The 14,798-nt window shown below is 53.2% G+C and carries 12 protein-coding genes; 4 read left to right on the forward strand and 8 right to left on the reverse strand.

The genetic code is table 11. From position 1 onward, the window contains the following. Positions 1-104 precede the first annotated feature (104 nt). The 4 genes from NXS13_RS03455 to NXS13_RS03470 all read left to right on the forward strand — a co-directional run bounded on the left by NXS13_RS03455 (position 105) and on the right by NXS13_RS03470 (position 5,980). Positions 105-1,088 carry an ABC transporter permease gene (locus NXS13_RS03455; protein ID WP_259077448.1) on the forward strand — a complete coding sequence of 328 codons (984 nt, stop codon included), beginning with the start codon at positions 105-107 and terminating at the stop codon, positions 1,086-1,088. Between the two features lie 4 nt (positions 1,089-1,092). Continuing rightward, complete coding sequence (locus NXS13_RS03460; protein ID WP_259157982.1) at positions 1,093-2,115, forward strand: ABC transporter permease; 1,023 nt, start codon at positions 1,093-1,095, stop codon at positions 2,113-2,115. Beyond that, a complete protein-coding gene (locus tag NXS13_RS03465) occupies positions 2,112-4,013 on the forward strand; it encodes an ABC transporter ATP-binding protein (protein ID WP_259289368.1) in 1,902 nt (633 codons plus the stop codon). The genes NXS13_RS03460 and NXS13_RS03465 overlap by 4 nt, the downstream gene beginning before the upstream one ends. A 266-nt stretch (positions 4,014-4,279) precedes the next feature. Next, positions 4,280-5,980, forward strand: coding sequence for an ABC transporter family substrate-binding protein (locus NXS13_RS03470; protein ID WP_259077457.1), 1,701 nt, complete (start codon positions 4,280-4,282; stop codon positions 5,978-5,980). A gap of 58 nt (positions 5,981-6,038) precedes the next feature. Here NXS13_RS03470 and NXS13_RS03475 read toward each other — a convergent pair whose 3' ends face one another. From NXS13_RS03475 to NXS13_RS03510, 8 genes are all read right to left on the reverse strand, one after another. Continuing rightward, positions 6,039-6,590: a DUF421 domain-containing protein gene (locus NXS13_RS03475; RefSeq protein WP_259077460.1), complete on the reverse strand. Its 552-nt coding sequence runs from the start codon at positions 6,588-6,590 to the stop codon at positions 6,039-6,041. 230 nt (positions 6,591-6,820) lie between these two features. Next, positions 6,821-8,011, reverse strand: a complete 1,191-nt coding sequence (tuf, locus tag NXS13_RS03480) for an elongation factor Tu (protein ID WP_259077461.1) — start codon at positions 8,009-8,011, stop codon at positions 6,821-6,823. A 316-nt stretch (positions 8,012-8,327) separates the two neighbouring features. Continuing rightward, the gene (gene fusA / locus NXS13_RS03485) at positions 8,328-10,400 is read right to left on the reverse strand and encodes an elongation factor G (RefSeq protein ID WP_259077795.1); all 2,073 of its coding nucleotides are present in this window, start codon (positions 10,398-10,400) and stop codon (positions 8,328-8,330) included. Positions 10,401-10,543: 143 nt separating this feature from the next. Beyond that, positions 10,544-11,011, reverse strand: coding sequence for a 30S ribosomal protein S7 (rpsG, locus tag NXS13_RS03490; protein ID WP_259077463.1), 468 nt, complete (start codon positions 11,009-11,011; stop codon positions 10,544-10,546). A 3-nt stretch (positions 11,012-11,014) separates the two neighbouring features. Continuing rightward, on the reverse strand, positions 11,015-11,386 hold the full coding sequence (gene rpsL / locus NXS13_RS03495) for a 30S ribosomal protein S12 (protein ID WP_025251882.1): 372 nt from the start codon (positions 11,384-11,386) through the stop codon (positions 11,015-11,017). A gap of 277 nt (positions 11,387-11,663) precedes the next feature. After that, entirely contained in the window at positions 11,664-12,383 is a 720-nt protein-coding gene (locus tag NXS13_RS03500) for a hypothetical protein (protein ID WP_259077465.1), read from the reverse strand. A gap of 75 nt (positions 12,384-12,458) precedes the next feature. Continuing rightward, positions 12,459-13,313: a sugar ABC transporter permease gene (locus NXS13_RS03505; RefSeq protein ID WP_396124724.1), complete on the reverse strand. Its 855-nt coding sequence runs from the start codon at positions 13,311-13,313 to the stop codon at positions 12,459-12,461. Between the two features lie 29 nt (positions 13,314-13,342). Then, the gene (locus tag NXS13_RS03510) at positions 13,343-14,698 is read right to left on the reverse strand and encodes a carbohydrate ABC transporter permease (protein ID WP_259077469.1); all 1,356 of its coding nucleotides are present in this window, start codon (positions 14,696-14,698) and stop codon (positions 13,343-13,345) included. Between the last annotated feature and the right edge of the window lie 100 nt (positions 14,699-14,798).

A 14,798-nucleotide genomic window follows, 5' to 3' on the forward strand; every position in this document is an offset into this window, starting at 1 on the left:
CCGGAGTAGATGTGGGATACTGTCGTTTTACGCACCAACGCCGGTTTTAAGCCTCCTGGAGAACTTTAAAGCCCTGTGACTTTCGCACGTGATGGAGAAAACCATTGTTCAAATATCTACTGAGGAAAGCAGCTAGCTGGACGCTCATCGTCTTTCTGGCAACAAATATTACTTTCTTCCTAGCGTCGGCCTTCCTCGACCCTCGCTCGAATTATATTGGGCGGAGGCCACCGTTAACCCCCGAGCAGATTGACACACTCCTTGTGCCCTATAATCTCAGCCCCACCATCCCCTTGTGGCAGCGGTGGTGGAATTGGTTAAGCGATATCCTGCTCCACTGGAACTGGGGCTATTCTCCAACTGGATCCCTCGTTAATGATGAAATTAGTTTCCGCATCTGGGTATCCGCTCAACTGATGCTCGTCGCTACCCTCATAACCATCGTCCTTGGAGTGTCGGTGGGCGTGTACACAGCGTCTAGGCAATACCAGCGAGGTGACCGAATCTGGCAGGCTATCTCAATCGTGGCCATGAATGTCCACGTCGTCGTCGCATCGATTATCGTTGTAGCCGCAGCGATTAAGATCAACGACCTAGTAGGAGCTCGTATCCTCTATGTCACCGGGGCCTCGAACCCCAGCGTGGAGGGATTCTTTCCCAAGCTCGTCGATTATGCCCAGCACCTCATTCTGCCAACAATCGCTCTCGTAATTATTGGCTATGCTGGCTACCACTTCATGCAGCGCTCCCTGCTACTCGACAATATTAACGCCGACTATGTACGCACAGCCCGAGCTAAAGGGCTGACAAAGGGACAGGCTATTCGCCGGCACGCATTGCGCACCTCCATCATCCCGGTCGCCACCTCGGTCGCCTTCGCTGTTCCCGGCATCTTTACGGGCGCGGTACTGACTGAAAAAATCTTCGCATGGAACGGCATGGGCGTGTATTTTGTGGAAACCATATCGAAAAATGATGTCCACGGTGCCGTGGCCGTTGCCGCCTTCGGGGCTGCACTCACCGGCGTCTCCGCAATTTTGGCCGATCTAGTCGTCGTTGCCCTCGATCCTCGAGTACGAGTGAGTTAATACCATGAACGATAATAATCAACGCCCCACAGGCGATATCGACGAGGCCACCTCAACGGTGATGCCGCCAGCAAACCTCCACGTCGGTGCAACTGTGCCCCATGGCTCAGAGATTCGTTCCGATGAGAACGAATCCCAACCTACCCCTCCCGAGACACCGGAACTCGTCCGCGGCACCTCCCGTCTCACACTCTACGCACGCCGCTTCATGCGCAATAAGGGTGCGGTCATCGGCTCGGTCATTTTTGGGCTCCTCGCTCTCTTCGCAGCCTTTGGTGGCCTGCTCACCCCGTGGTCGTTTACAGAACCTGATTTCCTTAACCTGTCAAGCGCTCCATCGTCCGAGCACTGGTTTGGCACCACCGACGGTGGCCAAGACCTTTTTGCACAGGCCGCCCATGGTCTGGGACGCTCTCTCATTATCGGCGTGAGTGTTGCACTGTCGACCACCATAATCTCCGCCATCGTTGGTGCCGGAGCGGCCCTTCTCGGCGGCTGGGTAGAAAAGATCATTCTAGCGATTATTCACTTCCTCCTCGCGGTTCCCAGCTTCCTCATTTTGGCGCTGCTGGTTTCTGACTCCGGCGGCGACTGGAAAGTGCTCATCTTCGTAATGATTCTCCTCGGCTGGATGTACTCGGCTCGCGTGATTTGGTCACTATCCATCTCCGTGCGTGAAAACGACTTTGTTCGGGCTGCTCGCTATATGGGCGTATCCAAGTCACGAATTATCGTCCGCCATATGCTCCCCAATATCAGCTCGCTGTTAGTGATCCAATTTGTTCTCGGCACGGTATCGACAGTTATGGGCGAGACTGGGTTGTCCTTCCTCGGCTTAGGTGTCAAACTCCCCGATGTGTCTTTGGGAACCTTATTATCAGGCGGCACCGCCACTGTTCTCACTGCTCCGTGGCAGTTTTATATCCCAGCCACGATCTTGACCCTACTGACGGTCTCGTTAGCGCTTATTGCTGACGGATTGCGCGATGCCATCGATCCCAACTCAAAGTCCGGAGGAAACGCATGAGTTCGCCTAGCTCGTATTCCCTCGAAGGCACAACTGCCTTAAATACCCCAATACTCTCAGTCCGCGACCTTAATGTCTCTTTCCCGTCCGAAGCCGGTGTTGTCAATGCTGTGCGCGGTGTGTCTTTTGACCTCTTTCCTGGTCAAACTCTAGGAATTGTGGGCGAGTCCGGATCGGGGAAGTCGGTCACCTCACTGTCTGTTATGGGTCTCCTTCCGGATTATGCCAAGATTGCAGGCTCGGTTCGTTTCGCCGGTGAAGAACTAATTGGCAAAACCGACAGTGAAATGTCACGGATTCGCGGTAACGGCATCGGTATGATCTTCCAGGATCCGCTCTCGGCACTGACCCCCGTCTTTGATATTGGCACCCAGCTTGTAGAAGCGTTGCAAGCGCACCAAAGGATTTCCAAAGCCGATGCACTCAAGCGGGCCATAGAGTTATTAGATCTTGTCGGTATTAAAGAGCCGCACAAACGGGTGAGGTCCTTCCCCCACGAATTTTCTGGTGGTATGCGCCAGCGCGTGGTCATCGCCCTTGCGATTGCAAATAATCCTCGTGTGCTCATTGCGGATGAGCCCACCACCGCGCTCGATGTCACCATCCAAGCGCAAATCCTCGATGTCATTAAACTCGCCCAACGCGAGACTGGTGCCGCCACTATCATGATCACCCATGATATGGGTGTGGTGGCCGAAACCGCCGATGACGTCCTCGTGATGTACGCGGGGCGGCCTGTGGAAAAAGGTAATGTCTTTGAGGTCTTTGCCCAACCGCGGATGCCCTATACCGTCGGCCTCCTCGGATCAACCCCCCGCCCTGATATTTCCTCAGACGAACCCTTAACACCTATCGTGGGCAATCCCCCCGTGCTCGTGGGACTGCGCGATCGCTGCCAATTCGCCCCCCGATGCCCAGTGGTACAACCACGCTGCCACGAAGAAGAGCCCTCCCTCAATCTCGTGCCAGGAACCCAGGCTCATCAATCGGCTTGCCTTCGCTCTCAAGAGATCCTCGATGGCAGGATCGATGGTGAGCGCATGTACCAACTACCCCCACTGAGCCCGGATATTCTTGCTGAAATCCCACGCGACGAACGTCCAGTTACGCTCAGTGTCAAGGATCTTCGCAAGGAATTCCCGCTGACTAAAGGTGCTCTCATTAAGCGCAAAGTTGGCACCGTGAAGGCGGTCGACGGATTGACCTTTGATATTCACCAGGGTGAGTGCATGGCTATTGTTGGTGAATCTGGTTGCGGTAAAACCACAACTCTCCTTGAGATCATGGATCTTGATCCAGCCCACGGCCACGTGATTCTCAATGGTATTGATGCATCATCGATGACACGCACCCAGCGTCGAGAAGCGCGAAAACAAATCCAGATTGTCTTCCAAGATCCCATGAGTTCGCTCAACCCCCGGTTGACGGTAAAGGAAGTTATCGCTGAACCGTTATATGCGCTCGGCTTCGACGGCGATATTGATCGCCGAGTCCAAGAACTCATGACTTTGGTCGGCCTGGATACCTCCCAAATTGATCGCTTCCCCGGGCATTTCTCTGGCGGTCAACGCCAGCGTATCGGCCTCGCTCGAGCCTTGGCGACCAATCCCAGTGTGATCGTTCTCGATGAACCGGTATCTGCCCTCGACGTTTCGATCCAAGCGGGTGTAATTAACCTTCTTGAAGACCTCAAACGCAAGCTCGGTTTATCGTATCTTTTCGTAGCCCACGATCTCTCTGTCGTGCGCCATCTTTCCGATAGGGTCGCAGTGATGTACAAAGGCCGCTTCGTGGAAGAGGGTGAGGTGGATGATATCTTCGATCATCCGCAACACGAGTACACCAAGCAACTGCTCGAGGCGATCCCCATCCCCGATCCAACGGTTGCGCGTCGATAAAGACTTTGCCCCTGTGGTGTCAGGATTATAAAGTATCAGCAATATACATGAGTACTAAGATCCTGGCACCACCTCTATAGTTTGCTTAGAGAGCGAAAAGGTTTCTGCACGAGGTTGCGGTCGATTGATCCGTCGTATCGCAGTCTCGTGCAGAGATTTTCTTCATCATGAGAAAGGCTCTGGACTCACGGGCATGATAACCCGGTGCCCTCTTGACGTCCGCTTATACCCACCCTCACACGATCAATGAAGGAGATTTTTTCCTTATGAAGAAGAATATCCGCATTGCAACGATGGCTGCGCTATCTGTTGCTGCTCTGACCCTCGGTGCGTGCGCCGACGGTGCCACCACGGGCACTGGCTCCCAATCAGCCTCCGGCCAAGGCTCAGCCGAGTTCGAGATCAAGGCTGCTGGCGATTATAACCCGCTCGAGCGCGATCAGATCAAGGATGGCGGCGAGCTGGTCTTGCCTATCTCAGAAATTCCCGAGCAACTCAATCGTTTCCACGGTAATAGCTCGGCTGATACAACCAGGATCTGGCGCTATTTCAACCCACAGATCGCCCTTTTCGACGGTGATGGCACCTGGCACGCCAATCCCGCCTACCTCACTGATGTCAAGGACGATATCGTAGATGGGAATTTGGTACTCACCTGGGATATTCACCCTGATGCAACCTTCAACGACGGTACCCCCATTGACTGGACCGCCTTTGAGAACACCTGGAAGATGAATAACGGCTCTAACCCTCAGGTGGTTCCTAGCGGCACCGATGGCTATGAGCGCATTTCCGCTGTCACCCGGGGTGACGATGATAAGCAAGTAATCATCACCTTCGATGGCACCTACCCGTGGTGGCAGGGCTTGTTTAACTCGATCCTGCACCCAAAGGTTAACGATCCCGCGACTTTCAATGAGAGCTATATCAACACTCTGCATCCTGAATGGGGTGCCGGTCCATTCATCGTGGACAGCTTCGACCCGAACGCCAATACCGTAACCTTCGTTCGCAATGATAAGTGGTGGGGCGAGACCGCCAAACTTGAGAAGCTGACGCTGCGCGCCATGGAGAATCTGGCAACGATCAATGCCTTCAAAGCTGGCGAGATCGATGCCGCCGGCGTGAGCAGCAAAGACAACCTTGCCACCGCTCGCGGGCTGGGTGATGCTATTGATATTCGTTCCTCGGTACTTACCTCCAATGCTTTGATGATGCTCAACGCCCAGGCACCACAACTGGGCGATATTAAAGTTCGCGAGGCTATTGTGAAGGGCATCGACCGCGCACTAATCTCAGAGATCCGTTTCAATGGTCTGGACTATACTGAGGAACTGCCAGGCTCACTGACCTATTTCACCTTCCAGCCGGGCTACGAAGATAACTTTAGTTCTGTAGGGGCTTTCGACCCAGAAAAGTCTCAAGCGTTGCTCGACGAAGCTGGGTGGGTTGCTGGTAGCGATGGGATCCGCGAGAAGGATGGCCAAAAGTTCAGCATCCGCTACACCATGCTGGGCGACTCCGCAATTGATAAGGCATTTGCCTCTGCTTTGCAGAAGATGATGAAGGATATTGGTGTGGATCTTTCCATCCAAGAGCGCCCGTCATCTGATTTCTCCAAGATTATGGCCGCCAAGGACTTCGATCTCTTCTTCCTTAGCTTTAGGTCTTCTGATCCTTTTGGAGCCGCGTACTTCGGTCAGCTCTATAATACCGACTCCGAGCTGAATATCTCGGGCACGGGTTCTGCTGAACTCGATGCCAAGATTGACAAGCTCCAAAAGCTACCCACCGCTGAGGAGCAAATTAAGGAAGCGAATAAACTAGAAGAGGAAGCTTTTGCTACCTACGGTGTTGTCCCTATGTACAACGGTCCTCAAATGGTTGGCGTAAAGAAGGGTTTGGCTAACTTCGGCGCCACCGCTTTCGCTGATCTTCCGGTAGAGAATATCGGCTGGGCTAAGTAATAAGATTCTTTTTTAGTATTCTCCTGTCGGCATAATGCCGGCAGGAGAATTTCTCTATTTAGGGGTAGAGATACTCCACACCAGCCACCCCTTTGAGAAGATCGGGATCTACGGGAATACCGACCTTGAAAACTGTAAGGTCCCCGGTTGGTTCTAGAATCATCAGCTGCACCATAGAGAGTGTCGGTATACCTGCTCTGCGTAGTGCAGAGCGAATATCAGAGGGGGATACATGAGTTTTGCGTAGCTGATCGTCGATCATCTCTCCGTTGGCGACGATGACCTGGGGGTGGCTATTGATGACTCGCTTGATATACCGACCGTCGCGGATCATCCCAAAAATGGATTCCATGACCATAAGCGTGCCGAGTCCCACTATTCCCGCCATTAAAGTGGGCGGGTGACCGATAACTGCACGTCCTGCCACCGCTCCAAACATGACAATAACAACGGCATCGAAGGTGTGCATCTTGGAGAGCACCCGGGCTCCAAAAATCCGAACCAATACGATAAAGCCGAGGTAGGTAAAAATCCCCGAAAGAATCACCACGGGGATACGCCAGGGATCGATCGTTAACTGCTCGTACATATAGAGCCTTAATTGGTCCATAAAAACTCAGCTTAGCAGCCTTTGGTATAAGCGCTTGATCAGTTTCATCAAGCCCGTTATGGGCCTGGAAGACATCACCAGCAATCTGAAATCTTAGCCTGGGAGGTTCAGCATTTCTGAGCGTTATAATCTCGCAGAAGTAAATGCCTGTAGGAATGCCAAAAACCGCCCCATCCCCTAAGCGGAGATAAGGCGGTGATTAGTGCGCACCTTTTAGGGTGCGGTGATCATTACTTGATGATCTTGGTAACGCGGCCGGCGCCAACGGTACGGGAGCCCTCGCGAATAGCGAAGCGCAGGCCCTCGTCCATAGCAACAGGCTGGATCAGGGTGACGGACATGTCGACGTTGTCGCCAGGCATAACCATCTCGGTGCCCTCAGGAAGCTTCACAACACCGGTCACGTCGGTGGTGCGGAAGTAGAACTGTGGACGGTAGTTGTCGAAGAATGGGGTGTGGCGGCCGCCTTCGTCCTTGGAGAGAACGTAGACAGAGCCCTCGAACTCGGTGTGAGGAGTATAAGCGCCTGGCTTTACAACAACCTGGCCGCGCTCAACGTCTTCGCGCTTGATGCCGCGGAGAAGAAGACCGCAGTTGTCGCCAGCTTCGGTGTAGTCAAGGAGCTTACGGAACATCTCGATACCGGTAACGGTGGTGGAGGTGCTCTTCTCGCGGATACCGATGATCTCAACATCCTCGTTAACCTTGAGCTGACCGCGCTCGACACGACCGGTGACCACGGTGCCACGGCCGGTAATGGTGAAGATATCCTCGATAGGCATGAGGAATGGCTTGTCGGTCTCGCGCTCTGGGTCTGGGATGGACTCGTCGCAGGCGTTCATGAGCTCAACGATGGACTCGGTCCACTTAGCGTCGCCCTCGAGAGCCTTCAAAGCGGAGATGTGAACGATAGGAGCTTCCTCATCGTAATCCTGCTCAGCGAGAAGTTCGCGAACTTCCATCTCCACGAGCTCGATAATTTCCTCATCATCGACCATATCGCACTTGTTAAGAGCAACGAGGATATAAGGAACGCCAACCTGGCGAGCAAGAAGAACGTGCTCACGGGTCTGAGGCATGGGGCCGTCAGTTGCAGCTACAACGAGGATAGCGCCGTCCATCTGGGCAGCACCGGTGATCATATTCTTGATGTAGTCGGCGTGACCTGGAGCGTCAACGTGAGCGTAGTGGCGCTTCTCGGTCTGGTACTCAACGTGGGAAATGTTGATGGTAATGCCGCGCTCTTTTTCCTCAGGTGCCTTATCAATGGCATCGAAGGCGAAAGCCTGGTTCAGATCTGGGTAAGTATCAGCCAGAACCTTGGTGATAGCAGCGGTAGTAGTGGTCTTACCGTGGTCAACGTGACCAATGGTACCAATATTTACGTGGGGTTTAGTGCGCTCAAACTTGGCCTTTGCCACAGTGTGTCCTCCTGGACTTTTCGTGGTGGCCACGAACCTCGCAGCCACAAAAATTGATGGTGCTGATCCTTCTCACCTCGGGGATGATCTGGCGCTCAGCGATTACTTATGCCAGTTACATGATCCTAAGGTTCCACCGCATTTTTTTCAAACCGCTAGTGAAATCTCGTGGATATAGGATCTACTAGGGTAACGGCCACCTTAAGCCACTTTTAGAATTATATCTAAGAAAAATGACTCAAGGAAGCCACTACCCTAGTTACCCAGATAGCCTCCCATGTACTGGACTTTCAACGGAGGCTACCTGGGTGAGCGTCTAGCTACCGTTGCGCTCCGCGATAATCTCGGCGGATACGCTCGCAGGAACCTCAGCGTAGGAATCGAAAATCATCGAGTAATTGGCACGACCCTGGGTCTTAGAACGCAGGTCACCAACATAACCGAACATCTCCGATAGCGGCACACGTGCCTTAACAACCTTCGCACCGGCGCGGTCATCCATGGCGTTGACTTGACCACGGCGGGAGTTGATATCGCCGATCACGTCGCCCATATACTCTTCCGGAGTGATCACTTCGACGGCCATCACTGGCTCGAGCAGGACTGGCTTTGCCTTAGCAATGCCTTCCTTGAGAGCCTGGGAACCAGCCAATTTGAAGGCCATTTCAGAGGAGTCAACGTCGTGGTAGGCGCCGTCGAGCAGCGTGGCCTTGATATTAACCAAGGGGTAGCCAGCGAGGTAACCGTACTGCATGGCATCTTGGATACCTGCGTCGACGGACGGGATATACTCGCGAGGCACGCGACCACCGGTCACGGCATTCTCGAAAGCATAGGTAGCAGATTGGCCCTCTTCGAGGGTCTCTGGGTCTGGGGTATAAGGTTCGAAGGCAACAATGACCTTTGCGAACTGGCCGGAGCCACCGGTCTGCTTCTTGTGGGTGTATTCCACACGATCGACGGCCTTGCGGATGGTCTCGCGGTAAGCAACCTGGGGGTTACCAACGTTAGCTTCCACCTTGAATTCGCGCTTCATGCGGTCCACCAGAACATCTAGGTGGAGCTCGCCCATACCACCGATAACGGTTTGGCCGGTTTCGTCGTCGAGTTCCACGGTGAAGGTTGGATCCTCTTCAGCGAGCTTTTGAATAGCAACGCCGAGCTTCTCCTGGTCAGACTTGGTCTTAGGCTCGATGGATACCTTGATCACAGGATCCGGGAAGTCCATGGACTCCAAGATGATCTGGTTATTGGCATCGCAGAGGGTATCACCGGTGGTGGTTTCCTTGAGCCCGATGAAAGCGTAGATATTTCCAGCGCGAGCCTGGTCGACAGGGTTCTCCTTGTTGGCGTGCATCTGGAAGAGCTTGCCAATGCGCTCCTTCTTGCTCTTTGTGGAGTTAGCAACCTGGGTGCCAGGCTCCACAATGCCGGAGTAGACGCGCACGAAGGTGAGCTTACCGAAGAAGGGGTGAACAGCGATCTTGAAAGCGAGAGCGGAGAAAGGCTCGTCGATAGAAGGCTTACGGGAGACCTTGGTGGACTCGTCGCCCACAGCGTGGCCGATCACTTCGCCAATATCGAGAGGATTCGGGAGGTAATCAATGACGGCATCGAGCAAAGGCTGAACGCCCTTATTGCGGTAAGCAGTACCGCAAAGCACTGGATAAACCTCAGAGGCAACGGTCAGCTTACGGATCGCAGCCTTGATCTCCTCAACGCTGAGTTCTTCACCGCTGAAGTACTTGTCCATGAGGGATTCATCGGACTCAGCAACGGTTTCGAGCAGCTTCTCGCGGTACTCCTCAGCCTTCTCTTGCAGATCAGCTGGGATTTCCTCGATGGTTGGCTCAGCGCCTGTCTCGACTTTGCCGCGCCAGGTAATAGCCTTCATCTCGAGCAGATCAACAACACCGTCGAAATCATCTTCTGCGCCGATCGGCAGCTGCAAAACCAATGGCTTGGCGCCGAGGCGGTCGATGATGGTTTGCACGGTGTAGTAGAAGTCAGCACCGAGCTTGTCCATCTTGTTGATGAAGCAGATACGAGGAACATCGTATTTAGCGGCCTGACGCCACACCTGCTCGGACTGGGGCTCTACGCCCTCTTTGCCGTCGAAAACGGCTACGGCACCGTCAAGCACGCGCAAGGAACGCTCCACCTCAACGGTGAAGTCAACGTGACCTGGGGTGTCGATGATATTAACCTGATTGCCATTCCAGAAACAGGTCACAGCAGCGGAGGTAATGGTGATGCCGCGCTCTTTTTCCTGCTCCATCCAGTCGGTGGTCGAGGCGCCATCGTGGGTCTCGCCTACCTTGCGGTTGATACCGGTATAGAAGAGGATACGCTCGGTGGTGGTGGTCTTACCGGCATCGATGTGAGCCATGATGCCGATATTGCGGACCTTGTGGAGGTCCTTAAGCACTTCTTGTGGTGCCACGGTATTCCTAACTTATGTAGCTGAAGGGATAATAGTTCTAATAGTAATCCACATATTGGGCGCCTTAATAGCGCCCGCAAGCGTTAAGATTACCAGCGGTAATGAGCGAAGGCACGGTTAGCCTCAGCCATTTTGTGGGTATCCTCACGACGCTTCACAGAAGCACCCAAACCGTTTGCGGCATCGAGGATCTCGTTAGCAAGACGCTCAATCATGGTGTTCTCACGACGCTGACGAGTGAAGGTCACCAACCAGCGCAGGGCGAGAGTATTGGCGCGAGCGGCACGAACCTCAACAGGAACCTGGTAGGTAGCGCCACCGACACGACGGGAGCGAACCTCGAACTCAGGCTTGATATTGCCCAGTGCCTTTTCCAAGGTGAGCACCGGATCGGTGCCGGTCTTTTCCTTGCACTTATCAAGGGCACCATACACGATGCGCTCGGCAGTGGACTTCTTGCCATCAAGAAGGACTTTATTAACCAGCTGGGTCACAACTTCGGATCCGTAGACTGGATCCTTGATAACTGGACGCTTGGGAGCTGCATTCTTACGCATTGTTTACTTCTCCTTCTTTGCGCCGTAACGGGAACGGGCCTGCTTACGGTCCTTCACACCCTGAGTATCGAGGGCGCCACGGATGATCTTGTAGCGAACACCTGGGAGGTCCTTCACACGACCGCCACGCACGAGCACCATGGAGTGCTCTTGGAGGTTGTGGCCCTCACCTGGGATATAAGCGGAAACCTCGATGCCGGAGGTTAGGCGCACACGGGCGACCTTACGCAGAGCGGAGTTAGGCTTCTTAGGGGTGGTGGTGTACACACGGGTGCACACGCCACGACGCTGAGGGGAACCCTTTAAAGCTGCAGTTTTTACCTTTGCAGTCTTATCATGGCGACCCTTGCGGACCAGCTGCTGAATAGTTGGCATGAACAGTCTTTCTCTTCGATTGATCCTCATCCATCCGGAGGAGGAAATTTCGCTCACTATCTGGAATTTTCTTGACGATTGCGACAATCCCTATATGCCCCTAAACAAACAAAAATAGGGGCTCTTTCCGGGGCCGCTACCGTTTTTCTTGAAGAATCTTGAAGATCTAACTAATTGCTAGAATCCAGGCTCCCAGTAGACACTGGGCAAAATTCCAAGACTCCCACATATGGGACTATTGGACACTCTAGTCCCACGGACATGGGCTCGTCAAATTCTAAAACCCAGCAATGATCAGTGCCACCGGGTACGCCGCTAGTATCCACGCGGGTGGAAACTGCGGCTCAATCTCCACGCTAGGGGCACGGTAGTGCAAAAAGACCACACCGAAAGCCGGAGCGACGGCAAAGGTAGCGCCCATTAAGGCAGCGGAGAGCATCATAGTATTTTCACGGCCTTTGAGGTAGAAGAATACGAGGAAGAACACAAGGAGGATGGCCCCTGGCACGAACCCACTAAAACGCACTCCCAGTTGGGCGATAAACGCCCATAATAAAGCGGCCACGATGATGGCCACGGCCACTAGCGGACGCGAGCGCACCTTTTTAGACTTCAGCGCTTGGTAGCAAATGATGCACAATACAAAAGCCCAAACAAAACTCTGGGAACGCATATCGATCAGCCGCCCACTACGGGCAAAATCCTCTGCACATTCACTCACAACGCTTAGCCCTAGGGTCAACAAAACAAGGTCCCGCGTAACCGTAAGATGCTCAAGTGCAATAAGGAAACAAAAGGCCAGAAGTGGATAGGCGGCCCAGCTGAGGATCTCAAGGATGATCACAAAAGAAAGATTCCCAAAACTCGCTTGGGCAATATCCGGTACCAAGCGACGCTCGATACCGAGGCTGATCACGTGGAAAAGCAAGAAGATGCTCGCAATGATGAGAAGGCCGCGGATTTTGAGCCCTTTGGCTGCGAAATTACTGGTCATCATAGCCCCTAATCATAGTAATGAAGGGCGCCTTACTTATATATAGTAAGGCGCCCTGAAAAAATCTGTGCGCTATTCTTAGCCCTTGACGGAGCCCGCCATAGACTCCTGATAGTAGCGCTGCATGACGATGAAGAGGATCACGATAGGAATCGAAACGCACACTGCACCAGCAGCGAACCGAGCGAACCAATCGTGGATATATTCCTTCTCCAGCATCTTCCACAATCCAAGAGCTACCGTGTAGTTATCCTGGGTGCGTGCGATTGCCTTTGCCAGCACGAAGTCGAGCCATGGTACCAGGAAGCCAATAATAGCTTGGTAGACAATCATGGGCTTGGCAATAGGCAAAATGATCATATAGAAGACCTGCCACCGCGAGCAGCCATCTAGATAAGCAGCCTCATCCAAGGACTTAGGAATGGTGTCCATATAGCCCTTCATGATGTAGAAGCCCATACCGGAGCCAGCGGAGTAGACGATGATCAAGGCGATATTGGTCATCGAACCACCCGTAAGACCCATGGCCTTCAAAATGAAGTAAATAGCAACGACGGCCATAATGCCTGGGAACATGCCCAAGGTCAGCGCGAGGTTCATATAAACCTTGCGGAACCTAAAGCGCATACGCGAGAGGGAGAACGAGACGATCAAGACGAAGAATACCGAAATCAGCATGGTGAATACCGCGATGACAAAGGTATTGAGGAACATCCTCGGGAAATCGAGAACATCGCGTTCGGTAAAGAGCGCAATATAGTTATCGAAGGTGTACTCCGTGGGGAAGAACGTCGAGGAATAAGGTGCCGTATTCTTATTAAAAGAGTTGGCAAAAATCCAGATAATGGGCATGACCCAGATTATGGAGAGCGTGCCTAATAATGCGTAGCTTAAGATATCCCCCACCCGGCGGGCAGCCCGCTGGTCGGTCATCTTGGCATCAGTGTGATCAAGGGTCTTACTCACTGGAAACCCTCCTCATTGCGGTAAGAGCCGGAACGGCGATAGGTAATTAACGCCACGGTGGACAAAACGATGAAGGTCAAGATACCGATGACGGCACCAATATTGTAGTCGCCCTTGTCCACAGTGAGCTTGTACAACCAGGTAATCAAGAGGTCAGTCTTACCAGCCGAGGCTCCGACTGGGGTCGGATCACCACCGGAGAGCAGGTAGATAACGTTGAAGTTGTTCACATTGGCCGTGAAGGTAGTAATGAGGTACGGGGTCATCACGAACAACATATAGGGCATGGTGACACTGCGGAAGGTCTGCCACCAGCTGGCGCCGTCGAGGCGCGCTGCCTCGTAGAGCTCACCGGGAATATTCTGCAGAATGCCGGTGACCTGCATGATGGTATAAGGAATACCGATCCAAAGGTTGATAACAATCACCGTGACACGGGCCCAGGTGGTATCGGTGAAAAATGGCAGCGCCGAATCGATAAGACCATAATCGAGTAGCAACCGGTTGATAGCACCCTGAGGCTGCAGCATAGAGCGCAGCACCAATAGCGATACGAACTGTGGAACAGCTACCGAGAGCGAGAAAATCGCCCGCCAGAAGGATTTACCGCGGGTGGTACGGCGGTTAATCACCATAGCCAAGAACATGCCCAAGAAGTAGTTCAAGAAAGTAGCGAAGAAAGCCCAGACGAGGGTCCAGATCAACACACCAATGAACAGGTTAAAGTTCACTTGGCCGCCGTCGTTGCTAAATACTTGTCCGAAGTTTTCGAAACCGACCCACTTGAAGTTTTGGGAATTATTGGAATCGAAGCTGGTAAATGCCATCGAAATCATGAAGATCAGTGGCAAGACGGTGAAGATGAGAATGCCGGCAGTTGGCAAGGTCATAAACAGAATAGGTGCATCTGTATTCAGCAGTGCTTTCAGATCGCCCTTGAAGCTACGAGCTTGACCGTAGTTTTCAATCTGTACCTGAGCTTTGAAGGCGCTGCGCAAAGCGATGGTGGCAAACCATAAGAAGGCGAGGACTCCGACGACGGAGACAATGCCGTTTAGCAGCACAACGATCGATGGCTCTGAGGTGACGTAGGTCCAGAAACCGTCTACCTTCACCCGGGTTTGACCGCCCTCGCCACCAAGCTCGGGCAGCGCAGCGATCTTAGAAAAGCCTTTGGTAATAAAGAGAGTGACGCTTAAGATCTCGATGGCCAGCAGCATCACACCTTTGACGTACTGCTTGCGCGCGAGATTGCCTAAACCGAAGACAAAAAGGGATAGCTTGGTGAGGATATCGCCATCGCTCCACGCTTGCCCAATCTTGAACTCGGCTTCTTGGCCGCGGTGCTTCATTGGAATTCTCCTTTGTGAAAAGAGGGGTACTCCCAGCGTCGTCAGTATCTCGATTCGACAAAAGCCCTGAAGCAGATCGTGCTATGGAGGCAGAGCGCTT

The organism is Corynebacterium sp. ES2730-CONJ (assembly GCF_024834055.1).
Taxonomy (GTDB): domain Bacteria; phylum Actinomycetota; class Actinomycetes; order Mycobacteriales; family Mycobacteriaceae; genus Corynebacterium.